Raw genomic sequence first — 22,196 nt, forward strand, 5'->3', positions numbered from 1 at the left:
AGGTGGTGGAGCCGGCGGCGGTGCCGTGGTAGGCGCCGGGCGCGGCGCGGCCGTCGGCGACCGCGGCGCCCAGCGCGACCAGCTGCCGGGCGAGCGCGTAGGACCAGGTCGGCGGGCCCTGCTGGTCGTCGACCACGGCGACCGTGTCGCGTTCGGCGGCGAGCCGCAGCATGGTGCGCACGAAGTTGGGGCCGTGCTCGCCGTAGAGCCAGGCGGTGCGCACGACGTAGCCGCCGGAGGCCAGCACCGCCCGCTCGCCGAGGGCCTTGCCGCGGCCGTACGCGTTGATCGGGGCGTGCGGGGTGTCCTCGGGGACCGGCGTGGTGGCCGAGCCGTCGAAGACGTAGTCGGTGGAGACGTGGACGAGCCGCTTGCCGGCGGCCGCGGCGAGCGCCGCGACGGCGTGGCCGTTGACCGCGGTGGCGGCCGGCTCGTCGGATTCGGCCCCGTCCACGTCGGTCCAGGCCGCGGCGTTGAGCACGATGTCGGCGCCGGCGACCGCGTCGCGGACCTGATGAGGATCGGTCACGTCCAGGTCGGCGCGGGTGGCCGCGACCACGTCGGCCGCACCGGCGCCGGCGAGCACGGCGCACAGATCCTGGCCGAGCATGCCGCCCGCGCCGGTGATCAGCCAGCGCATCAGCGGGCCGCCCGGCCCTTGAGCGGCTCCCACCAGGCGCGGTTCTCGCGGTACCAGTCAACCGTGGCGGCCAGGCCGTCGAGCAGGCTGATCCGCGGCGCGTAGCCCAGCTCCTCGCTGATCTTGCTGATGTCCAGCGAGTAGCGCCGGTCGTGGCCCTTGCGATCCTCGACCGGCCGCACCATGTCCCAGCTGGCGCCGCAGGCGTCCAGCAGGCGGACGGTGAGCTCCTTGTTGGTCAGCTCGGTGCCGCCGCCGATGTGGTAGATCTCGCCGGACCGGCCCTTCTCCAGCACCAGCTGGATGCCGCGGCAGTGGTCGGCGACGTGCAGCCAGTCGCGGACGTTGCCGCCGTCGCCGTAGAGCGGCACCGGGATGCCGTCGAGCAGGTTGGTGACGAACAGCGGGACGACCTTCTCCGGGAACTGGTACGGCCCGTAGTTGTTGGAGCAGCGGGTGACCACCACGTCCATGCCGTGGGTGCGGTGGGCGGCCAGGGCGAGCAGGTCCGAGCCGGCCTTGGAGGCGGCGTACGGCGAGTTCGGCGCCAGTGGCCAGGTCTCGGTCCAGGAGCCCTGCTCGATCGAGCCGTAGACCTCGTCGGTGGAGACGTGCACGAACCGGCCGACCCCGGCGGCGCGGGCGGCGTCGAGCAGCACCTGGGTGCCGAGCACGTTGGTGGTGACGAACGGAACCGCGCCGGAAATGGACCGGTCAACATGGGATTCGGCGGCGAAATGCACTACGGCGTCATGTCCGGGAAGCAGTTCGCGCAACAGGTCAGAATCGGAAATGTCGCCCTGCACGAATCGGAGTCGGGAATCCGACAGCGGCAGGTTGGCGCGATTACCGGAATACGACAACAGATCCAGAACGGTCACGGTCGCACCGGCTGCACCCGCGTACTCGTCCTGCAGGAGGGCCCTGACGTAGGTCGATCCGATGAATCCGGCACCGCCGGTCACGAAAATCTGCACGACTGGCGAGTGTAGAGGGTGGACGCTGAAGTTTAGGGTTCCCCGGTGCGCGGAATTCTGCTCGCCGGGGGAACCGGCTCGCGACTCTGGCCGATCACGATGGCCATGTCGAAACAGCTCATGCCGATCTTCGACAAGCCGATGGTCTACTACCCGCTGACCACTCTGGTGTCCGCCGGGATCCGGGAGATCCTGGTGATCACGACACCCGAGGATCAGCCGCACTTCCACCGGCTGCTGGGCGACGGGAGCCGGCTCGGGCTCTCGCTGTCCTACGCCGCCCAGCCGAAACCCGACGGGATCGCCCAGGCGTTCCGGATCGGCGCCGACTTCATCGGCGACCAGCCGGTCGCGCTGATCCTCGGCGACAACATCTTCCACGGGGTGGGCCTCGGTCGGCAGCTGGCCCGGTTCGGGCAGCCGAACGGGGGGCGCGTGTTCGCGTACCCGGTGGCCGACCCGGAGCGCTACGGTGTCGTCGAGTTCGACGCGGCCGGCAAGGTGCTGTCCATCGAGGAGAAACCACAGCGCCCCAAGTCGCGGTACGTGGTGCCCGGCCTCTACTTCTACGACGCCGACGTGGTCCGCATCGCCGAGAAGCTGGAGCCCAGCGCTCGCGGTGAGCTGGAGATCACCGCGGTCAACGAGGAGTACCTGCGGCAGGGCCGGCTCGACGTGACCGTGCTGGACCGGGGCACCGTGTGGCTGGACACCGGCACCTTCCAGTCGATGGTGCAGGCGTCGGAGTACGTACGGGTGATCGAGGAACGGCAGGGCTTGAAGATCGGGTGTGTGGAGGAGGCGGCCTGGCGGCTCGGCTTCATCTCCGACGCCCGGCTGCGCGAGCTGGCCGGCCCGCTGCTGAAGAGCGGGTACGGGCAGTACCTGGTGGAGCTGCTGGACGGGGGTCTGGGATGAAGATCCGGCCGTTGACGATCGAGGGCGCCTTCGAGGTCACGCCGGTGCAGCACGGCGACGACCGGGGAACCTTCCTGGAGTGGTACCGGTTCGACGCGCTGGCCGAGGCGGTCGGCCATCGGCTGGACCTGGCCCAGGCCAACCTGTCGGTGTCGGCCCGCGGCGTGGTGCGCGGCATCCACTTCGCCGACGTGCCGCCGGGGCAGGCGAAATACGTGACGTGCGTGTCCGGCGCGGTGCTCGACGTGGTGGTGGACATCCGGGCCGGCTCGCCCACGTTCGGCGCCTGGGAGGCGGTCCGGCTCGACGACGCGGACCGGCGGGCGGTCTATCTGGCCGAAGGCCTCGGGCACGGGTTCTGTGCGCTCACCGACGGCGCGACGGTGGCCTACCTGTGCTCGTCGACCTACCGGCCCGGGCACGAGCACGGGGTGCACCCGTTCGACGAGCAGCTGGGCATCGAGTGGCCGGTGGAACGGCCGGTGCTCTCCGGCAAGGACGCCGAGGCGCCGACCCTGGCCGAGGCCCTCGCGGTCGGGCTGCTGCCGCGGTACGACGACTGTGCCGCCTACATCGAGGCGCGCCGCGGGTAGATCCGCGCGGCGCGAGTGACGGGGCGGGGCGCCGGTCGGCCCCCGTCCCATTCGAGTGCACTGAAATAGCGCCCAGTCGGATTGATTACATTCAATCGTGGCCGTGGGGCCGTTGACCCGTTGCCATTTCAGTAGTAAGTGGCCGCCACCGAGACCTCGGTTCCGCCATGGTGTGGGCCGAAGCAGGTGGGAAATCGGGTTGGTCCGAACTGGACCCTCTGCACCCTTTTCGTTCTCCCCATCGTCCGAATCGCCATTCCTAACGAACGGAAAGGTGTAGCGCGAGGGGGCTACGGTTCAGCAGTCTGTCCAGTGTGTCCCGTGGCTCGCTGCCCCGGGAGGAATCCACTCAGTCCGGCCTCACCGGCATGTCCGGTAAACCGGGAAAATCGGACCATGAGTAGACCGCAGTCAATGACGGGGGCAAGGGAGTGCAGACAGTCGAATCTGCGTCGACGGTGGACCTGGCAGAGACTGCGATGCAGCTCAAGGCCCGGAACCGGGCCGGCGAGGCCCGCGCCGGGTGGCACGGTCGGTACGCACGCAACCTGTACCTCATCGACCTGGCGGTCGGGCTGCTCGCGGCCAGCGCCGCGCTGGTCCTGAGATTCGGATCCTCCGGCCCCGAGCCGTATTTGCGGGACCATCTGCTGCTCACGCTCATATTTCCGATCGCCTGGACGGCCTGCCTGGCGGTCAACCGGGCATACGAGCCCCGCCACCTGTTCGTCGGCACCGACGAGTACGCACGGGTGTTCCGTTCCGGATTGGCGCTGACCGCTGGCCTCGCCATTGTTTCCTTTGCGTTCGACCTGCGTTTGGCCCGGGGATACATCCTCATCGCGATTCCGCTGCTGCTCCTCGCCGATCTCGGCGCGCGGTACGCGTTCCGCCAGCGGCTGCACCGTTCCTGGGCCCGCGGCGAGCGGCTGCACCGGGTCATGCTGGTCGGCCACGAGCGCGCCGTCATCGACATGACCCGCCGGCTGCGCCGCGAGCGCTACCACGGTCTCGGCGTCATCGGCGCCTGCCTGCCGCCCGGGATGAGCCAGGCCCGCCTGCTGCCCGGCCTGCCGCCGGTCTACGGCACCTTCGACGCGATCGCCTCGGCGGTCGCCCGTTCCGACGCTGACACCGTCGTCGTGCTCTCCTGCCCGGAGATCGACGGGCCGATGCTGCGCCGGCTCGGCTGGCAGCTGGAGCGCGACGAGATCGACCTGATCGTGGCGAGCACGCTGATCGACGTGGCCGGAGACCGCACCACGATCCGCCCGGTCGACGGCCTGCCGATGCTGCACGTCGAGCACCCGCGCCTCAAGGGCAGCGCCCGCATCGTCAAGACTATCTTCGACCGGGTCGGCGCGCTGGTCCTGCTGCTGCTGAGCGCCCCGGTGCTGGCCGTGGTGGCGGCGCTGGTGATGTTCGGCCCCGGTGGGCGCGGGCCGGCCATCTTCCGGCAGGAGCGGGTCGGCAAGGACGGCCGGCCGTTCACGCTCTACAAGTTCCGCACCATGGTGGTCAACGCCGAGGCGCGGCTGCAGGAGCTGCGCAACCTCAACGACACCGACGGCGAGCTGTTCAAGATGCGCCGGGACCCGCGGGTCACCCCGGTCGGGCAATGGCTGCGCCGGTTCTCCCTCGACGAGCTGCCCCAGCTGTTCAACGTGCTCAAGGGCGACATGTCACTGGTCGGGCCGCGGCCGCCGCTGGCCCGCGAGGTCGCCGGCTACCCGTCCGACATGCTGCGCCGCCTCGTGGTCAAGCCCGGCCTCACCGGGCTGTGGCAGGTCTCCGGCCGCTCCGACCTGTCCTGGGAGGAGTCGATCCGGCTGGACCTGACCTACGTGGAGAACTGGTCGCTCGCCATGGACGTGGCGATCCTGGCCCGCACGGTGAGTGCCGTCGTGCGCAGCTCGGGGGCGTACTGATGAGCGCCGCCCCGCCCTGTCTCACCGTCGTCGGCACCGGCTATCTCGGCGCCACCCATGCCATCTGCATGGCCGTCATGGGCTTCGAGGTGCTCGGTGTCGACGTCGACACCGACAAGATCGCCAAGCTGGCCTCCGGCGAGGTGCCGTTCTTCGAGCCCGGCCTGCCCGAGCTGCTCACCAAGGCCCTCGACTCGGGCCGGCTGCGGTTCACCACCGACTTCGCCGAGGCCGGCGCGTTCGGCGACGTGCACTTCATCTGCGTGGGCACCCCGCAGCGGGCCGGCTCCGAGGCTGCCGACCTGACCTATGTCGACGCGGCGGTCACCGAGCTCGCCGCGCACCTGCGCCGCCGCGCGCTGGTGGTCGGCAAGTCGACCGTGCCGGTCGGCACCGCCGCCCGGCTCGCCGGGCTGGTGCGCCGGCTCGCCCCGGCCGGCGACGCCGTGGAGCTGGCCTGGAACCCGGAGTTCCTGCGCGAGGGCTTCGCTGTGGACGACACCATGAAACCCGACCGGCTGGTCTTCGGCGTCACCTCCGGGTGGGCCGAGGAGCAGCTGCGGGCGGCGTTCCGGCCGGTGCTCGCCCAGGGCGTGCCGGTGAAGGTCACCGACTTGCCGACGGCCGAGCTGGTCAAGGTAGCGGCGAACTCGTTCCTGGCCACCAAGATCTCCTACATCAACGCGATGGCCGAGATCTGCGAGGCCACCGGCGCGGACGTGCACGATCTGGCCGAGGCCCTGGCGTACGACGAGCGTATCGGCGGCAAGTTCCTGCGCCCCGGTCTCGGGTTCGGTGGTGGGTGCCTGCCCAAGGACATCCGGGCGTTCGCGCACCGGGCCGAGGAGCTGGGCGTCGGTCAGGCGGTCGGCTTCCTGCGCGAGATCGACAGCATCAACCGGCGGCGGCGGGCGCGCACCGTCGACCTGGTCGTCGAGCTGTGCGGCGGCGACGTCACCGGCAAGCGGATCGCGGCGCTCGGGGCGGCGTTCAAGCCCAACTCCGACGACATCCGGGACGCTCCGGCGCTGGACGTGGCGGCGACGCTGCACACCATGGGCGCGCACGTGGTCGTCTTCGACCCGGCCGCGATGGAGAACGCCCGGCGCGTGCACCCTGAGCTGGAGTACGGCACCAGTGCCCTGCACGCCGCCCGCGACGCTGATGTCGTCGTGCTGCTGACCGAGTGGACCGAGTTCCGCGACATCGAGCCGTCCGCGATGGCGGCCGTGGTCCGCCGCCCCCGCATCGTCGACGGCCGGCACGCGCTGGTCCCGGCTCGCTGGCGCGCCGCCGGCTGGGAGTACCGGGCCCTCGGCCGGCCCTGACCCGCGCCGGGTGAACTTCCGGCGCGTTCCGCGGCCGAACTTCCCACGCTGGGGAAGCGCCTACGACGCGGTGAAGACGACGTCCACCCAGTAATTGCTCGACTGCCACGTGTTCGTGGGGAAGCCGCTGGTTCCGTACCGATAGACGCCGTTGCCTCCGTCCACGCCGTCGCGCAGTGCGTGCAACGGCCCGCTGTCCGCCCCGCCGGCGGCGAAGTAGCCGTTGTCGGCCGCGTAGCGGCCGTTCGGCGCGTGATACGACACGATGTAGGTCGTCCCCGCGCTGATCGCCACCGGCGTGGCGAAGTTCGCCTGCTGCCATCCGGTGGCCGTCTCCGAGCCGAACGTCGCCGTGCCGAGCAGCTGACCGTCACGCGACCACAGATGGCCGACGTGCGTGCCGCTGTTGCCCGGGCCCTTGTAGAGCCGCACACCGGTGACCCGCCCGGCCACGTCACTGCGGAACTTCATCCCCACCTCGACCGCCGCGGTGTCCGAGTCGGCCGGGGTGCCCGGCGTCGCCGAGGCGGGCCAGACCGAGTAGGTCCCGGTCGGCGCGGCAGCCGTGGTGAACTGCCACGACGTGCTGGTCATCGTGTTGCCCGCTGCGTCGCGCGCGCCGCTGACCGTCACCGTGTAGGTCGCTGGGGCGGCCAGCGCGGCGCTCGGCGTGAACGTGACCCGCGCCGACGCGGTGTCGTAGGCGGCCGATCCCGGCACCGCGCCGGACGGCCCGGTCACCGTGACCACCGGACTGCCGGCGACGACCGGCTCGCTGAACGTCGCGCTCACCGTGGTGCCGGGCGCGACGCCGGTGGCGCCGGGCGCGGGGGACTGGGCTGTCACGATCGGCGCGGTCGTGTCCGGCCCCGAGCCGGTCGGGGTGAACACCACGTCGACCCAGAAGTTGGCCGACTCCCAGCCGATCGTCGGGAAGCCGCTGCCGTAGCGGTAGACGCCGTTCGGGCCCTCCAGCCCATCCCGCAGCGCCTGCAACGGCTCGCTCTCCGCCCCGCTGGTGGCGAAATATCCGGGATCGCCGGCGTAGCGCCCGTTCGGCGCCAGGTAGGACGCCACATAGGTGGCGCCCGCGGTGAGCGTCACCGGCGTGGACAGGTTCGCCTGCTGCCACCCCGAGGCGGTCTCGTTCGGGAAGGTCACGCTCGCCAGCTGGGTGCCGCTCGCCGTCCACAGCTTGCCCACGTGGGTGCCGGTGTTCCCGGCGCCCTTGTAGAACCGCAGCGCGGTGACCCGGCCCGCCACGGCGGCCCGGAACTTCACCCCGACCTCGGTGGCCGAGGTGTCCGGGTCCATCGGGATCGCCGGCACGTCACTCGCGCTCCACAGGGAGCAGGGGCAGACCCGAGGAGCGACAGCGATCGTACGGCTGACCGCCGCCCCGATCCGGGCGCTGTCGTCCACCGCCCGGGCCCGGATCTCCACCGGCCCGGCGGTCCGCGGCGTGAAGCTGTAGGTCCAGCTGCCCCGCCCGTTCGCCGGATGCCAGCTGGCGCCCCCGTCCGTCGACACCTCGACCCCGCCGACCACGCCGCCGGTGTCCGCCGCGGTCCCGGAGACGGTGACCGCCACCCCGGCCGGCACCGGCGCTCCCGCCGCCGGCGCCGTGATCGCCGCGGTCGGCGCCGTCGTGTCCGTCGACGCCGTCGCCGCGACCAGGCCGCTCTGCAGGGTCGCCGGCTGCGCGCCCATGTCGGCGAACAGATTCACCGTGGCCTGGCGCATCGGCGTGCTGGCCGCCCCCGAGCCCCGGTCGTGGTTGCTGTCCAGGCCCCACGACCACTGCACCGTCCCCGCGCCGAAGACCAGGGCGCCACTGGCCGCCCGGTGCAGCGTCAGGTGGTGGGTGGCGGTGCTGTTGCTCTGGAACGTCGAGCCGTGGTCGACCAGCACCTCCACGCCGGTGGCCCGGGTGGTGGAGAGCCGGATCTGCCCCGGCGGGCGGAACCCGTTGTCGGCGTCCTCGTCCCACTCGTAGCCGATCACGCCGGAGCCGAGCGTCGCCGTGGCTCCCGTGGCGAGCGTGGAGACCGTCGTGTCACGCCACAGCCGCATCTTGCCGTCGGCCGCCGGGACCTGCAGGTTCACCGTACCGGAGTTGACCTTGAAGATCGTGCCGGTGAGGGCGTTCTCCGGCCGGCCGCCGTTCTTCGGCGGGCTGAACCGCGGGTCGCGCCAGGTGCCGGTCCACTCGCTGCTCGGGTCGATGGCCGCGTTCGCGTGGGTCTCCTTGTAGCAGACCATCGTCCGGTACGGCGTGCCCGAGCCGTCCACCGCGGTCTCCCAGCGGGTCTTCCAGAACACCTCGTTGCCGCTGAAGAACGCCAGGTGCACCCCGGCGTCCCGGGCCGCCTCGACGTTGGCCCGCTGCGGCCCGGACCAGTACTCGTCGTGGCCGACCGACAGGAACACCCGGTGGTTGCGCAGCAGCGCGCCGCGCCGGTCGGTGTCGATGCCGGAGAAGTAGCTGACGTCGTAGCCGTTGGCCTCCAGGAACCGCACCATCGGGTACTCGGCGTTGAAGACCGCGTCCTCCGAGCCGGTGCCGCGGGTGGTGATCGGCCGGTTGTAGCTGACCTTGTACGCGCGCCCGGCCGGCGACCCGGTGTAGAGGCTGTTGCCGCCGTAGGTGTTGTACGCCTGCCAGGTCGTGTCGGAGGTCTGGAAGAGCAGGTCGGAGCGGCGGGCGTCGTCGCGGACCACGAACAGCACGTGGCTGGCGCCGCTGGTGCCGTCGGTGCGGACCAGGCGGGCGAAGTAGATGCCGGAGACCGCGGTGGCCGGCACCGGCCAGGACGCGGAGACCGCCCAGTTGCCGCAGTCCACCAGGCCGGTGGCGGCGTTCGACAGGCAGTCCGGCTGGCTCTGGCGGCCGACCGGGTTCACCGAGTCGATGAGCCGCGCGCCGTTGCCGCCGTAGTAGCCCATCCGGTAGATGTCGAGCCGGTACGACGCGGCCGTCGACCGCACCTTGAAGTGCACCGTCTCGCCCACGTCGACGCTCATCTCGGTGGGGAAGCCCTGCAGCGCCGCGCTGCCGGCCCCGGAGACGTCCCACGTGCCGCGCGGGGTGCCGGGCTTGGTGTTCTCGCACGCGACCGGGTTGACCAGCGGCGCGCACGGGTCGGCGGCGGCCGGGCCGGCGGGCGGCACGAACAGCGCCGTCGCCACGAGGACGAGCACCAGCAGCGCCCGCCGCTGGAAGATCCGGAACTTCGGCACGATAACCGCCTCCCCGCGTCGGACCGCTTCCGGTGATCCTGTTGATAGTCACTCGCCGATATCTATCGGCAAGCCGACATCGACGGCCGCCAGCGGGTTTTCGATCCGAAAGGGCGGCCCGGACCGCCTTTTCGGCTGTCGCGTCGGCCGTCCGGCCGTACCGGGCGTCCACTGCGGACGGCAGGATGGCAACCGTCCGCACCGACAGGGGGAGAGCGCGTTGGACAGCACGTCCGAGACCGTCGCGGTCGTCGTCGTCACCTACAACAGCGAGCGCCTGCTGCCCGACCTGATCGCCTCGCTGGGCCCGGGCCTGGAGGGCGTCAACTGGCACCTGACCGTCGCGGACAACGCCTCCGCCGACGACTCGGTGGGCGCGGTGCGCCGGCTGGCGCCGACCGCCACCGTGGTCGAGATGGGACGCAACGCGGGCTATGCCGCCGGCATCAACGCGGCCGTGGCGAAGGCCGGCCCGTTCACCGCGGTGCTCGTGCTGAACCCGGACGTGCGGCTGACGCCCGGCTGCGTCCGGACGCTGCTCGGCGTCCTGCGCACCGAGGGCACCGGCATCGCGGTGCCGCTGCTGGTGGACGGCGACGGCCGGCTGATCCACACGATGCGCCGCGATCCCGCTGTGCGGCGGGTGCTCGGCGACGCGCTGCTGGGCGCGGTCCGCGCCGGCCGGTACCCGGCACTGGGCGAGATGGTCACCGACGAGCGGCGCTACGGCGCGGAGACGGTCACCGACTGGGCCGAGGGCTCGACGGTCCTGTTCAGCGCCGAGTGCTGGGAGCGCGTCGGGCCGTGGGACGAGTCGTTCTTCCTCTATTCCGAGGAGACCGACTTCGCGCTGCGGGCCCGCGACGCCGGGCTGGTCACCCGGTTCACCCCGGCCGCCCGGGCGGTCCACCTGGAGGGCGACTCGAAGGTGTCGCCGGGACTGTGGACGGTGCTGACGCTCAACAAGGTGCGGCTCTACGGCCGGCGTCACGGCCGGGTCGCGGCCACCGCTTTCTGGGCCGCGCTGCTGCTGCGCGAGGCGAGCCGGGCGGCGCTGGGCAAGGCGCCGAGCCGGATGGCGGCCCGCGCCCTGCTCAGCCCGGCCCGGTTGCGGGAGACGCCCGGCCCGCACACGGTGCACCGCGCTCGCGGATAGTCACCGCAGGCGCTTGGCGACGCCGACCGCCTCCAGCTTCCAGCGGCTCAGCACGCCGGGCCCGACCAGGGCCTCGGCGCGCAGCGAGCCGACCGTGTCGTCGACCCGCACGCTGTATCGAGGCTGCAGCCAGGCGCCGGGCCGGGCGCGCCGCCGGTCGCTGGTGAAGACCCGGGTGTAACCCAGCCGCCGCATCCGGGCGATCAGCTCCCGGTCGTACCGGCCGAGCGGGCAGGCGGCCTGGTCGACCGGGGCGCCGACCACCTCGGCGAGCCGGTCGCGGGCGACCACCAGCTCCTCGTCGCTGGTCGCCGGGTCCATGCCGCGCCACGGCCGGTGCCACATGCCGTGCGTGCCGACGGTCATGCCGCTGCGGTGCAGCAGCCGGACCGCGTCCTCGTCCAGGCTGCCCGGCTTGCCGAGGCGCGCCGCCAGCACGAAGAAGTCCGCGGTCAGACCGCGCTCCAGCAACGCGGGCAGGCCGATCTCGACGTCCGAGGTGTTGCCGTCGTCGAAGCTGATCCGCACGGCCGGCCAGCCACGGATCTCGTCCAGCACCGCGTGGAACAGCTCCTCGCTGATCCAGTAGCGGTCCTCGCCCGGCTCCAGGTCCCGCTGCGGGGTGCCGATGCCGTGGAAACAGATGTTGATGACGCCGTTCTGCATGATCGCCTTTACCGTCTCGCCGCTGTCCTGGATGACTCGTCGCGTTCCCACTCCACGGCGTCGCCGGCGCGCCGGGCGGCCCGGGCCGCCCGGACGGTGATCGCCACGTAGCAGACCGCTGCGGGGGCCAGCCAGGGCCGGGGCAGCACCACGTCGCGCAGCCAGGAGAGGCGGGCTGCGGGCCGTACCGCGACGGTGATCTCGCCGGCCGCCGCCGCCCGGCGCATCGCGGCGTTGCCGCCGCGCACGCGCACCAGGCGGCGGATCAGGTCGCCGGTGCGCCGCGGCGTGGCCACCCGGGCGGTGTACGCCGTGACGTGCCGCTTCTGTTCGCGGGTGAACTGCGAGTCGAGGAACAGGTCGTCGGCCATCAGTTCCGGGAACCGGTCGAAGCGGGCCCGGCCGTCCTCGGACAGCGCCACCACACCCCGGCCGAACAGCCCGTCGCGGAACACCGGCAACCGCCCGTGGATCGCGAAGTAGGCCCGGACCGGCAGGGGCCGCCCGGTCACGTCCAGCTCCCGGCCGACGGTGGCGGCCAGGGCGCCCGGGCTGTCCAGCGCCTCGGCCAGAGCGCGCACCGCGGCCGTGGACAGCACGATGTCAGCGTCGAGATAGACCCGCGGGAAACCCACGGCGACCGCGTCCCCGGCGTTGAGCGCGCCGGCCTTGCCGGCTTCCGGAAGATCCAGCACGCGTACGCCCGTGCGCGCTTCCGCCACCGCGGCGGTGTCGTCGGTGCAGCCGTTGGCGACCACGGTCACGTCGAACTCGCCGGGTGCCGCCCCGGCCAGCAGGGTGTCGAGGCAGCGCCCGATGACCGCGGCCTCGTTGTGGGCCGCGATGACGACGCTCGTCATCGCTTGTCCGCCCGGCTCTCGCTCGCCGATCCGGTGCGCTGCCGCGGGATGCGTGCCGCGGGAGTCTCCGTCACGGTGCGGCCGCGCAGGCGCCGGGCCAGCAGCCGCTGGAACACCGCCGCGTACCGATCGGCCTGGTGTTCCCAGGAGAGCAGGCTGAGGAACCGGTCGCGGCCCAGCTTGCGCATCTGCCGGCGCCGGTCCGGGTCGTCGAGCAGGGCGTCGATCGCCGCCGCGAACTCCTCCGGCGTGCCGTTGGGCACGTAGACCCCCGCGTCACCGAGCGTGCGGCGGGTCTCGGTCAGGTCGGCCGCGACCACCGGCACGCCGCGCCCGACGTACTCCACCGTCTTCGCCATCGTCGACAGGTCGTTCATCCGGGTCGGCAGGTCCGGCTGGACGGCGATGGTGGCCTCGCGCAGCAGCGCGTCGACCGACGGGCCGTCGAGCCAGCCGGTGAACTCCACGACGTCCTCGAGGCCGCGCTCGGCGGTCAGCTTGCGCACCGACGGCATGCTCTCGCCGTCGCCGGCCAGGATCACCTTCCAGCCGGTGCGGCCGCGACGGCGGGTCAGCTCGTCGGCGGCCCGGACCACGCCCTCGACGTTGTCCTGCGGGCCGAAGACGCCGAGGTAGACGACCTTCAGCGTGCCGTCCTCGGCGACCGCCTCGTCCGGGTCGCCGGTGACCGCGATCTCGCTGGTGGCCGGGCCGTTGCGGACCACGGTCACCTTCTCCGGGGGCACGCCGCGCCGCACCGCGTTGTCCTTGAACGACTCGTTGGTGGCGACCACCTCGGTGGCGGTGCGCAGGGTGAGCCACTCCATCGCCACGAGCACCCGGGAGACCCACCTGTTGGGCTGGGCCTCGCCCTCGGCGCCGGCCCGCGACGCGTACACCTCGGGGCACAGGTCGTGGTGGTCGAAGACCCAGGGGCGGCCGATCGCGCGCAGCAGCAGGGCGAGCGGCCAGTAGACGTCCGGTGGGTTGCAGACCTGGACGGCGTGGGCGCGCCCGGCGAGCACCTCGCCGATCAGGCGGATCGCGATGCACAGGAACGACCAGCCGAACTCGACGGCGAAGGTGAGCACCCCGCTGCCGTAGACCTTCACCGGGTACGGCCTGAGGCGGGTGTTCCGGCTGCCCGGCAGCACGCGCAGGCTCTTGTCGCCGCGTGGCGCGATGACCGTGACCTCGAAGCCCTTCTCCTCGAGAGTCAGGCATTCCCGGATGACTCGCCGGTCACGCTCGGCCGGCAGATTGGCGATGAGGATGGTGACGTGCGCTTTCGCGGCCATTATGCGGTCCGTCTCCTTCGTCTGCACCGGACTCGCAAAGACACTGCTGGATCTGATGAGCGACAAGCAACCGGCTGTCCGGGCGGTACGAGGTCGTCCGTTTTTGTCAGCCGCGCGATGTGGGATGACTTTCGTGGTAAGCCCTGATTCGCACATGCGTCAGTGCATAGTGGACATTGTCCGTACGAAGTGGACACGACTTGATGCGATATGGTCCGTATTGGGCATGCGGCGAAACAGACATTGACCCATGCGAAAGGGCTTGTCGGTTTTATGACAGCCGCCAGAGCGGCAGTCGATATGGTCCGGACGGGCGAATGCCTAAGATCGATGGTGGATGGACGACCAGCCTCCAGGTCGGCGAGGGTCGGCATCGAGACCCGATGACGAGAGGGAAACCGTGGACCTCTGGGACCTCACCAGGCTCCTGCTCCGCCGGTGGTATTTCGCCGTGCCGATGCTGATGGTCACGGTCGCGGCGGTCATCGCCGCCGCCCAGACCGTGTCGCCCGACTACAAGGCCATGGGCTACATGCAGCTCATTCCGGCACCGAGCGCCGGCAAACCGCTGAACCCGAACGCCAAGCCCCGGCCCACGAACCCGTGGAACGACCTGGGTTACGCGGCGCTCGGCAACGCCGCCGCGCTCACCGTCACCAAGCCCACGTCGATCGAGAAGCTGGTCGCCGAGGGCTATTCCGACAGCATCACGGTGCTGCTCAACGACCGGACGCCGCTGTTCGAGATCGAGGTCGTCGGGCACAGCAAGGAGCAGGCCACCGGCACCGTGCAGCGGGTCATCAAGCTGCTGCAGGACGACATCGCCGCCAAGCAGAAGCAGTACGGCACGCTGCCCGAGGACACCATCTCCACCCTGGTGATCAACGATGGCAGCGCCCCGGAGCAGGACAGCGGGTCCCGCAAGCGGGTGCTCATCGTGGCCGCCGGCCTGGGGCTGCTGACGACCACCGCGTCCACGATCGCGCTGGACTACTGGCTGCGCCGCCGCAAGAGCCGCCGCGACGAGGACGACCAGGACAAGGGCAGCGGCGTGGCCTCCGCCGCCGTCGAGCCGGTGCCCACCGGGCCGGTGCCCGCCGTGCCGCTCTCGTCGGCCGAGAAGACCCAGGTGCTGCGCCCGCAGCCGCAGGCCGGCCGCAGCGTCTACGCCGGGGACCGCCGGCCGGTGGACGACCGCCGGCAGCCCGACGGGCGCAACCGCCCGGCGGCGCGCCCCGCCCAGGGCACCCGGGCCGAGGCCGGCATCGACGCCACGGTCGTCCTGCCGAACTCGCACCAGACCCGCCGCGCCTGACGGGCGGCACCATGACGGGAAGGCCATGACGGCACCGACCCTGCATCACCCGGTCGATCTCGAACCGTCGCTGATCGCTCCGCGGACGTACAGTTCGCGGCGCCTGCAGGTGCGGCTGGACGTGGCCGGGGTGATCAGCCTGCTGATCGTCCTGCTCTACGTGCTGCCGGCCACCCTGATCGTGCCGTCGCTGACCTTCGCCGGCCGGCCCGCGCTGCTGCTCGCGCTGGCGCTGTTCGCCTGGTGGCTGATGGCCCGGCTCAGTCCGCAGCTGCTCATGGTGGGGCCGCAGCCGCTGCGCTGGGCCTGCGGGTTCTATCTGGTCTCGCTGATGCTGTCCTACATGGCCGGGCTGCTGCGTGGCCTGCCCAGCCTGGAGGCCAACGGCCAGAACTTCAACGTGCTGATCTCGGTGCAGTTCATCGGGCTGGTGCTGATGGCCGCCGACGGCATCCCCAACTGGGCCCGGCTGCGCCGGGTGCTGCAGGTGTTCCTGTGGTCGGCCGCGTTCATGGCCGTGATCGGGCTGATCCAGTCGCTGTTCGAGTACGACGTCGCCCAGCACCTGGTGGTCCCCGGGCTGGAGCTCAAGTCGGATCTCGCCGACTTCCAGATGCGCGGTGCGAACCTGTTCCGCGTCGCCGGGACGGCCACCCACTACATCGAGTTCAGCACGGTGCTGGCCATGGCCGTACCGTTCGGCCTGCACTTCTCCCGCTTCGCCCAGACCCGCAACACCCGGATCATGTTCGCGGCCCTGACGCTGATCATCGCCGCGGCCGTGCCGATCGCGATCTCCCGCACCGGCGTGGTGGCGCTCGGCGTGGCGATGCTGATCATGTTCATCGCCGCCTGGAACTGGCGGATGCGCTACAACATGCTGGTGATCAGCATCGTGGTGATCGCCGCGATGAACGTGCTGCGGCCCGGCCTGCTCGGCACCCTGAAGGCGATGTTCCTCTGGGTGGAGGCCGACCCCAGCATCGAGGGCCGCACCAAGGACTACGCCTACATCGAGCACTGGTTCTCGCAGCGGCCCTGGCTCGGCCGGGGCCCCGGGACGCTGATCCCGGACCTCTACAACATCATCCTGGACAACCAGTGGGCCTACACCCTGGTGACCTGCGGCATCATCGGCGTGGTGGCGCTGGCCACCCTGCACGTGACCTGCATCGTCCTGGCGATCATCGCGCTGCGCCGGGCCGCCACCGACGAGGACCGGCACCTGTGCGCCGCGCTGATCGCCACCCAGTTCCTGGCCATCGTGGTCGGCGGCACCTTCGACTCGCTCGGCTTCACCACCTTCGCCTTCACGCTGGCGGCCCTGACCGGCCTGTGCGGCGCGGTCTGGCGCTTCACCCACCCCCGGCGCACCGTGCGAACCTCCACCGTGCGCCGCATCCTGGGCTGAACAAGCACTCCCGGCCAGCCACCACCCTCAGCTGACCGCGAGCGCTCCCTCGCGCGGCCCGAGGCGACACTGCCCGCCAGCCGGGCAGCCCAGCTGACCGCGAGTGCTGTCTCGTGCGGCCCGGGGCGGCGCTGCGCGCCGGCCGGGTGGTTCGGCTGACCGCGAGTGCTCCCTTGTGCGGCCCGGGGCGGCGCTGCGCGCCGGCCGGGTGGCCCGGCTGACCGCGAGTGCTGTCTCGGGCGGTCCGGGGCGGCGCTGCGCGCCGGCCGGGTGGCCCGGCTGACCGCGAGCGCTGCCTCGGGCGGCCTGGAGTGGCGCTGTGCGTCAGCCGCACTGCTTGAGCTTGCTTACTTCCTTCTGGATGGTTCCGGTGGCCCAGTCGTACTTGACCACGGCGTTGTCGCTCCAGTCCTGGATCCGGTCGCAGGCCACGTCGACCGGGCCGTAACCCGGCGTACCGTGGACGATCTTGTTGCCGCTGACGGACGAGTAGTTGCCGCCCATGAGGCGCAGCGAGTAGCTGCCGCCGGCCAGCAGGTTGTCGTCGACGATGCCGCCGCTGTTGCTCTGCTGGTCCGGGATGAAGATCGGAGCCGTCGGGCAGTCGTCGAGCCGCTGGTCGATGGTGTTGTGCCGGATCGTGGTCGGCGGGCCGCCGAAGGCCTGCACGCCGTCGCCGTGCGGGTCTTCCGCCGCGCACATGCCGGGCGGCACCGCGAGCTGGATGAACGAGTCCTCGATGACGACCGGGCCGGCGCCGGCGTATCCGGTGCCGCCGGTGCGGAAGCCCTCGATCCGGTTGATGATCTTGCAACGCCGGCAGGTGTAGTCGGCGACACCGATCGCGGACTCGCTGTCGTTGGTGAAGGTCTCACCGGGCGGGTTGACCAGCTCGACGTTCGTCATCGTCAGCGGGCCGTAGATCTGGTCGCCGATGAAGTTGTTGATGTTGCCGTAGACCCGGGTGTTGCGGATCGTGACGTTCTTCGCCTTGACCGTGATGCTGCCCTTGACGAGGTAGTTCTCGATGGTCGTGCCGGCTTTCGAGATGGTCAGCTCATTGACCGTCTTCCGCGGTGACCAGCCCGCCGGCACACCGGTGCAGGACGCGGTGGGATAGGCGGGCAGCGCGCAGCCGCCGCCACCGCCGCCGGTGGGCCGGGCCGGGGCGGACGAGGAGGCCTTCGGCTTGGCCGAGGGGCGCGCGCTGGAGGCGCTCGGGGCGGCGCTCGCCGAGGCCGCCGGCGTGGCGCTGGAGGTGGCCGCGGCCGGGCCGGCCGGTGACGGGGAGCCGGCGAGGACCGGCTCGGGGGTGGCGGTGGTGGTCTCGCCGGCCGTCACGGTGGGTTCGTCCGACGATCGCTGGTAGGCGACCGCCCCCGCGGCGACGACGACCACGGCGGCCGCCGCCGAGGCGATGACGAGCCACGGCCGGCGCCGGCGATGTTCGCCTTGCGTTGGGATTTCATTCACGACGGCACTTCCCTCCGAGATCATTCCGGATGGTGAATTCAGACCAGGTAGTCCGCGCTGCCGGACCAGGGTAAACGCATTCGGTGGGGGAGTGGGGGCGGGCGTTCGGTGCCCGATGCATGCAAATAGGACGACACGACGGCCCTTTTTCCTCCACCGTTCAGCGGATGACGTCGTGTGTGGACTGATGAAAGGGTTTCGGCGCGCTGACAGAAATCTGGCAGAGCCGGGTCCGCCCGGGTTTCGGCGCGGTACGGTCCTCGCGGTACCGGATCCGAAAGGAATTCCACTTTGAGCGTTCGGGTCGCACCCATCACCAGCGGGGACGTCCGAGCAGTCGCGGAGTTCCTGCACGCCAACCTCAACAGCCGGGTCCCGGCCGAGGACTGGGCGCGTGCCGTCGAGGTGCCGTGGAAGGTGGACGCCCCCAACCACGGCGTGATGCTGCTCGACGACTCCGGGGCGCTCGCCGGGGCGCTGCTGGCCTACTACAGCGAGCGCGAGATCGCCGGGCACACCGAGCGGTTCTGCAACCTGGGCGCCTGGTGCGTGCTGCCGGAGCAGCGTTTCCACAGCCTGAAACTGCTCAAGTCGCTGCTGGCGCAGCCCGGCTACCACTTCACCGACCTCTCGCCCAGCGGCAACGTGGTGCCGATCAACACCCGCCTCGGGTTCCGGTCGCTGGACACCGCGACGGCGCTGATCCCGAACCTGCCGTGGCCGTCGCTGCCGCGCCGCGGGCGCGCCGTCACCTCCCGGCCGGAGCGGCTGCGGGCCGCGCTGACCGGCCCCGATCTGGCGCTGCACCTCGATCACGCGGAGGCGGCCGCCGCCCGGCAGGTGCTGCTGACCGACGGTGACCGCACCTGCCTGGTCATCTTCCGCCGGGACCGGCGCAAGGGCCTGCCGCTGTTCGGCACGATCCTGCACGTCAGCGACCGCGAGGTGTTCCGGCGGCTGCGCGGGCGGCTGCTGCGGCACCTGCTGGTGCGCCACGGCGTGCTGCTGACCCTGGCCGAGCTGCGGGTGACGGGCGAGCGACCACGGCTGTCGGCGCTGCTGCCGTCGCACCGGCACAAGATGTTCCGCAGCGACAGCCTGGGCCCGGACGACATCGACTACCTCTACAGCGAGCTGGTCTGCCTCAACTGGTGATGACGCCGCCCGGACGAGAAGGAAGAAACCGCAGCATGCACACCCGACTGCACGAGATCGTCGCCGATGCCGCCGCCCGCCGGGCGGACGCGCCCGCGGTGACCTACGGCGGCGACACGCTCGATTACGCCGGGCTCTGGCAGGGCGTCACCCGGGTGGCCGCCGGCCTGCGCCGGCTGGGCCTGCGGCGCGGTGACCGGGTGGCCGTCTACACCGAGAAACGGATCGAGGCGGTCGAGGCGATCTTCGGGATCTCCGCGGCCGACGGCGTCTTCGTGCCGGTCAACCCGTTGCTGCGGGCCCGGCAGGTGGGCTACATCCTGGCCGACTGCACGGTGCGGGTCCTGATCACCACCCCGGAGCGGTTCGCGCTGTTGCGGGACGAGCTGGAGCAGATCAAGTCGGTCGAGACGGTCGTCCTGGTCGGCGGCTCGACCGACGGCGCCGCGGTCTCCTGGGCGGATCTGACCGCCGGCACCCCCGAGCCCCCGGCTCCCGGCGGCCTCGACATCGACGTCGCCGCGATCCTCTACACCTCGGGCAGCACCGGCCGGCCCAAGGGCGTGGTCCTCTCGCACCGCAACCTGCTGGTCGGCGGCGCCAGCGTCAGCCGGTACCTGGACAACCGCCCCGACGACGTGATCCTGGCCGCGCTGCCGCTGAGCTTCGACGCCGGTTTCAGCCAGCTCACCACCGCCTTCACGGTGGGCGCCCACGTGGTGCTGATGAACTACGTGCTCGCCCGCGACGTGGTGCGGCTCTGCGCCCAGCACCGGGTCACCGGCCTGACCTGCGTGGCACCGCTGTGGCTGCAGCTGGCCGGGCAGAAATGGACCGAGGAGGCCACCCGCCACCTGCGCTATTTCGCCAACACCGGCGGCCGGATGCCGAAGGCCACCCTGGAGCAGTTGCGAGGCCACTTCCCGCAGGCCGAACCCTTCCTGATGTACGGGCTGACCGAGGCCTTCCGCTCCACCTACCTCGACCCGGCCGAGGTGGACCGCCGGCCCGACTCGATCGGCAAGGCCATCCCCAACGCCGAGATCCTGGTGCTGCGGCCGGACGGCACCCCGACCGATCCCGGCGAGGAGGGCGAGCTGGTGCACCGCGGCGCCCTGGTCGCGCTGGGCTACTGGAACGACCCGCAGCGCACCGCGGAGCGCTTCCGCCCGCTGCCCGGCCGCGCGGGTGAGCTGGTGCCGGAGATCGCGGTCTTCTCCGGCGACACGGTGGTCCGCGACGAGGAGGGCTTCCTCTACTTCGTCGGTCGCGCCGACGAGATGATCAAGACGTCCGGCTACCGGGTCAGCCCCACCGAGATCGAAGAGGTGGCCTACGACAGCGGCCTGGTCGGGGACGCGGTCGTGGTCGGCCTGCCCGACGACGCGCTGGGCCAGCGGATCGTCCTGGTGGCCAGCCCGCCGGCCGGCGGGGCGCTCGACTCCGCCGCCCTGACCGCAATGTTCAAGCGGGAGCTGCCGCTGTTCATGGTGCCCCGCACGATCGTGGAGCGGCCGGCGCTGCCGCGGTCACCCAACGGCAAGTTCGACCGCACCCTGATCCGACAGGAGCTGAACCAGTGACCCATTCCGCCGTGGCGGCCTTCGGCCGGGACGCCGGCCGGCTCAGCGTGGGCGGGGTCCCCGTCGACCGGCTGGCCGAGCGGGCCGGCGGCACCCCGTTCTTCGCCTACGACCGGCGGCTGCTCACCGAGCGGGTCGCGCTGCTGCGGGCCACCCTGCCGGCCGAGGTGAAGCTGAGCTATGCGGTCAAGGCCAACCCGATGCCGGCCGTGGTGCAGCACCTCAGCGGCCTGGTCGACGGTCTGGACGTGGCGTCGGCGCTGGAGATGCGGGCCGCGCTGGACACCCCGGTGCCGCCGGAGCGGATCAGCTTCGCCGGCCCCGGCAAGACCGACGCCGAGCTGCGGCAGGCCATCGCCGCCGGGGTGACCATCGAGATGGAGTCGGAGAACGAGGCCGACCGGGTCGCGGCGCAGGGCCGGGCGCTCGGCATCCGGCCCCGGGTGGCGGTCCGGGTCAATCCCGACTTCGCGGTCAAGGGCTCCGGGATGCGCCTCGGCGGCGGCCCGCAGCAGTTCGGGGTGGACTGCGAGCGGGTGCCCGCGCTGCTCAAGGACCTGGCGCAGGCCGACGTCGAGTTCCTCGGCTTCCACATCTTCGCCGGTTCGCAGAACCTGCACGCGGAGAGCCTGATCGAGGCGCAGCGGCGGACCGTCGACCTGGCGGTGCGGCTGGCCGGCGAGTCACCGCTGCCGGTGCGCTACCTCAATCTCGGTGGCGGGTTCGGCATCCCGTACCACGACCGGGACCGCCCGCTCGACCTGGCCGCGGTCGGGGCGAACCTGGCCGCTCTGGTCGCCGGGCCGATCCGCGAAGGGCTGCCGCAGGCCCGGATCGCGGTCGAGCTGGGCCGCTACATCGTCGGTGAGTGCGGTGTCTACGTGACCCGGGTGGTCGACCGCAAGGAGTCGCGCGGCAAGACCTACCTGGTGGTGGACGGCGGTCTGCACCACCAGCTGGCCGCCTCCGGCAACTTCGGTCAGGTGATCCGGCGCAACTATCCGATCGCGGTGGCCGGGCGGGTCGACGACGAGCCGGCCGAGACCGTGACCGTGGTGGGCTGCCTGTGCACGCCGCTCGACCTGCTCGGGGACAACGTGTCGCTGCCCCGCGCGGAGGTCGGCGACCTGGTGGTCCTCTTCCAGGCCGGCGCGTACGGGCTGACCGCCAGCCCGACCGCCTTCCTCGGCCATCCGGCTCCGGCCGAGATGCTGCTCTGAACCGATCAAGGAGATTCTGTGGACGTCACGCAATCGGAGAACCTCGCCGAGGTCCGGTCGATGCTGGTCTCGATCCTGGGCATCGAGGACCGTGAGGACCAGCTGGACGCCTCGACGCCGCTGCTCGGCAGCCTGCCGGAGCTCGACTCGATGGCGGTGCTGGAGATCGTCGCGGGTCTGGAGGAGCGGTTCGGGATCGATGTCGACGACGACGACGTGACCGCTGAGCTGTTCGAGACGCTCGGCAGCCTGACCGCGTTCGTCGACGAGCGGCGCGGATAGCGCCACGTCCATCCGATGTCGACGGTTCGATGAACCGTTCGCACCGAACGGGTGAGCCATTACGGATGGACGAGTGTTGTTGTGCCACGGTCCCGCCGTTTAGCGTTCGGCCGACGTCGATGGGGGGCGTCGTCTGTTTCACGGGGGAACCAA

18 protein-coding genes are annotated in these 22,196 nt (G+C 71.5%); 11 read left to right on the plus strand and 7 right to left on the minus strand.

The genetic code is table 11. The features are described from left to right. Positions 1-640, minus strand: a 640-nt coding sequence (locus AB0F81_RS27655) for an NAD(P)-dependent oxidoreductase (RefSeq protein ID WP_360201855.1), incomplete at its 3' end; no start/stop codon positions are given. Beyond that, complete coding sequence (gene rfbB, locus AB0F81_RS27660; RefSeq protein ID WP_360201804.1) at positions 640-1,617, minus strand: dTDP-glucose 4,6-dehydratase; 978 nt, start codon at positions 1,615-1,617, stop codon at positions 640-642. The genes rfbB and AB0F81_RS27655, both read right to left, overlap by 1 nt. Positions 1,618-1,662: 45 nt before the next feature. On the opposite strand from rfbB, the gene rfbA reads away from it, so the two are divergent. The 4 genes from rfbA to AB0F81_RS27680 all read left to right on the plus strand — a co-directional run bounded on the left by rfbA (position 1,663) and on the right by AB0F81_RS27680 (position 6,384). Then, positions 1,663-2,535: a glucose-1-phosphate thymidylyltransferase RfbA gene (gene rfbA, locus AB0F81_RS27665; protein WP_360201806.1), complete on the plus strand. Its 873-nt coding sequence runs from the start codon at positions 1,663-1,665 to the stop codon at positions 2,533-2,535. Next, a complete protein-coding gene (gene rfbC / locus AB0F81_RS27670) occupies positions 2,532-3,128 on the plus strand; it encodes a dTDP-4-dehydrorhamnose 3,5-epimerase (protein ID WP_360201808.1) in 597 nt (198 codons plus the stop codon). The genes rfbA and rfbC overlap by 4 nt, the downstream gene beginning before the upstream one ends. Positions 3,129-3,607: 479 nt before the next feature. Further along, positions 3,608-5,056, plus strand: coding sequence for a sugar transferase (locus AB0F81_RS27675; RefSeq protein WP_360201810.1), 1,449 nt, complete (start codon positions 3,608-3,610; stop codon positions 5,054-5,056). Next, positions 5,056-6,384 carry a UDP-glucose/GDP-mannose dehydrogenase family protein gene (locus tag AB0F81_RS27680; RefSeq protein ID WP_360201812.1) on the plus strand — a complete coding sequence of 443 codons (1,329 nt, stop codon included), beginning with the start codon at positions 5,056-5,058 and terminating at the stop codon, positions 6,382-6,384. The genes AB0F81_RS27675 and AB0F81_RS27680 overlap by 1 nt, the downstream gene beginning before the upstream one ends. Before the next feature lie 60 nt (positions 6,385-6,444). Here the strand turns inward: AB0F81_RS27680 and AB0F81_RS27685 are convergent, their stop codons facing one another. After that, positions 6,445-9,624, minus strand: coding sequence for a N,N-dimethylformamidase beta subunit family domain-containing protein (locus AB0F81_RS27685; protein WP_360201813.1), 3,180 nt, complete (start codon positions 9,622-9,624; stop codon positions 6,445-6,447). Positions 9,625-9,844: 220 nt separating this feature from the next. Between AB0F81_RS27685 and AB0F81_RS27690 the strand changes: the two genes are divergently transcribed. After that, the gene (locus AB0F81_RS27690; protein ID WP_360201814.1) at positions 9,845-10,780 is read left to right on the plus strand and encodes a glycosyltransferase family 2 protein; all 936 of its coding nucleotides are present in this window, start codon (positions 9,845-9,847) and stop codon (positions 10,778-10,780) included. Here AB0F81_RS27690 and AB0F81_RS27695 read toward each other — a convergent pair whose 3' ends face one another. From AB0F81_RS27695 to AB0F81_RS27705, 3 genes are read right to left on the minus strand one after another with little or no spacing between them, the layout of a single operon-like run. Next, positions 10,781-11,446, minus strand: coding sequence for a polysaccharide deacetylase family protein (locus AB0F81_RS27695; protein WP_360201816.1), 666 nt, complete (start codon positions 11,444-11,446; stop codon positions 10,781-10,783). Between the two features lie 8 nt (positions 11,447-11,454). Further along, positions 11,455-12,306 (minus strand): glycosyltransferase, encoded by an 852-nt coding sequence (locus AB0F81_RS27700; protein ID WP_360201817.1) that lies wholly within the window; start codon positions 12,304-12,306, stop codon positions 11,455-11,457. Then, the gene (locus AB0F81_RS27705; RefSeq protein WP_360201819.1) at positions 12,303-13,604 is read right to left on the minus strand and encodes a glycosyltransferase family 4 protein; all 1,302 of its coding nucleotides are present in this window, start codon (positions 13,602-13,604) and stop codon (positions 12,303-12,305) included. Before AB0F81_RS27705 ends, AB0F81_RS27700 begins: the two co-directional genes overlap by 4 nt. Before the next feature lie 400 nt (positions 13,605-14,004). Between AB0F81_RS27705 and AB0F81_RS27710 the strand changes: the two genes are divergently transcribed. After that, positions 14,005-14,919 carry a hypothetical protein gene (locus AB0F81_RS27710; protein ID WP_360201821.1) on the plus strand — a complete coding sequence of 305 codons (915 nt, stop codon included), beginning with the start codon at positions 14,005-14,007 and terminating at the stop codon, positions 14,917-14,919. Positions 14,920-14,944: 25 nt separating this feature from the next. Next, positions 14,945-16,330, plus strand: coding sequence for an O-antigen ligase family protein (locus AB0F81_RS27715; RefSeq protein ID WP_360201823.1), 1,386 nt, complete (start codon positions 14,945-14,947; stop codon positions 16,328-16,330). Between the two features lie 324 nt (positions 16,331-16,654). Here the strand turns inward: AB0F81_RS27715 and AB0F81_RS27720 are convergent, their stop codons facing one another. Then, on the minus strand, positions 16,655-17,803 hold the full coding sequence (locus AB0F81_RS27720; RefSeq protein WP_360201824.1) for a hypothetical protein: 1,149 nt from the start codon (positions 17,801-17,803) through the stop codon (positions 16,655-16,657). A gap of 291 nt (positions 17,804-18,094) precedes the next feature. Here AB0F81_RS27720 and AB0F81_RS27725 point away from each other — a divergent pair, with 291 nt between their 5' ends. Genes AB0F81_RS27725 through AB0F81_RS27740 form a run of 4 tightly spaced genes read left to right on the plus strand, consistent with a single transcriptional unit; the run spans position 18,095 to position 22,043 of the window. After that, on the plus strand, positions 18,095-18,958 hold the full coding sequence (locus AB0F81_RS27725; protein WP_360201826.1) for a hypothetical protein: 864 nt from the start codon (positions 18,095-18,097) through the stop codon (positions 18,956-18,958). A gap of 35 nt (positions 18,959-18,993) precedes the next feature. Further along, positions 18,994-20,541, plus strand: coding sequence for an acyl-CoA ligase (AMP-forming), exosortase A system-associated (locus AB0F81_RS27730; protein ID WP_360201828.1), 1,548 nt, complete (start codon positions 18,994-18,996; stop codon positions 20,539-20,541). Next, positions 20,538-21,761 (plus strand): pyridoxal-dependent decarboxylase, exosortase A system-associated, encoded by a 1,224-nt coding sequence (locus AB0F81_RS27735; RefSeq protein WP_360201829.1) that lies wholly within the window; start codon positions 20,538-20,540, stop codon positions 21,759-21,761. The genes AB0F81_RS27730 and AB0F81_RS27735 overlap by 4 nt, the downstream gene beginning before the upstream one ends. 18 nt (positions 21,762-21,779) lie before the next feature. Further along, on the plus strand, positions 21,780-22,043 hold the full coding sequence (locus AB0F81_RS27740; protein WP_360201831.1) for a phosphopantetheine-binding protein: 264 nt from the start codon (positions 21,780-21,782) through the stop codon (positions 22,041-22,043). Positions 22,044-22,196 lie beyond the last annotated feature (153 nt).

Origin of the sequence: Actinoplanes sp. NPDC024001, from assembly GCF_040638955.1 — a bacterium.
Lineage (GTDB): Bacteria > Actinomycetota > Actinomycetes > Mycobacteriales > Micromonosporaceae > Actinoplanes.

Coding starts and splice junctions, on each gene's coding strand:
- rfbC (WP_360201808.1), top strand. CDS start 2,532: ATGAAGATCCGGCCGTTGACGATCGAGGGCGCCTTCGAGGTCACGCCG.
- AB0F81_RS27675 (WP_360201810.1), top strand. CDS start 3,608: ATGCAGCTCAAGGCCCGGAACCGGGCCGGCGAGGCCCGCGCCGGGTGG.
- AB0F81_RS27680 (WP_360201812.1), top strand. CDS start 5,056: ATGAGCGCCGCCCCGCCCTGTCTCACCGTCGTCGGCACCGGCTATCTC.
- AB0F81_RS27695 (WP_360201816.1), bottom strand. CDS start 11,446: ATGCAGAACGGCGTCATCAACATCTGTTTCCACGGCATCGGCACCCCG.
- AB0F81_RS27700 (WP_360201817.1), bottom strand. CDS start 12,306: ATGACGAGCGTCGTCATCGCGGCCCACAACGAGGCCGCGGTCATCGGG.
- AB0F81_RS27705 (WP_360201819.1), bottom strand. CDS start 13,604: ATGGCCGCGAAAGCGCACGTCACCATCCTCATCGCCAATCTGCCGGCC.
- AB0F81_RS27715 (WP_360201823.1), top strand. CDS start 14,945: ATGACGGCACCGACCCTGCATCACCCGGTCGATCTCGAACCGTCGCTG.
- AB0F81_RS27730 (WP_360201828.1), top strand. CDS start 18,994: ATGCACACCCGACTGCACGAGATCGTCGCCGATGCCGCCGCCCGCCGG.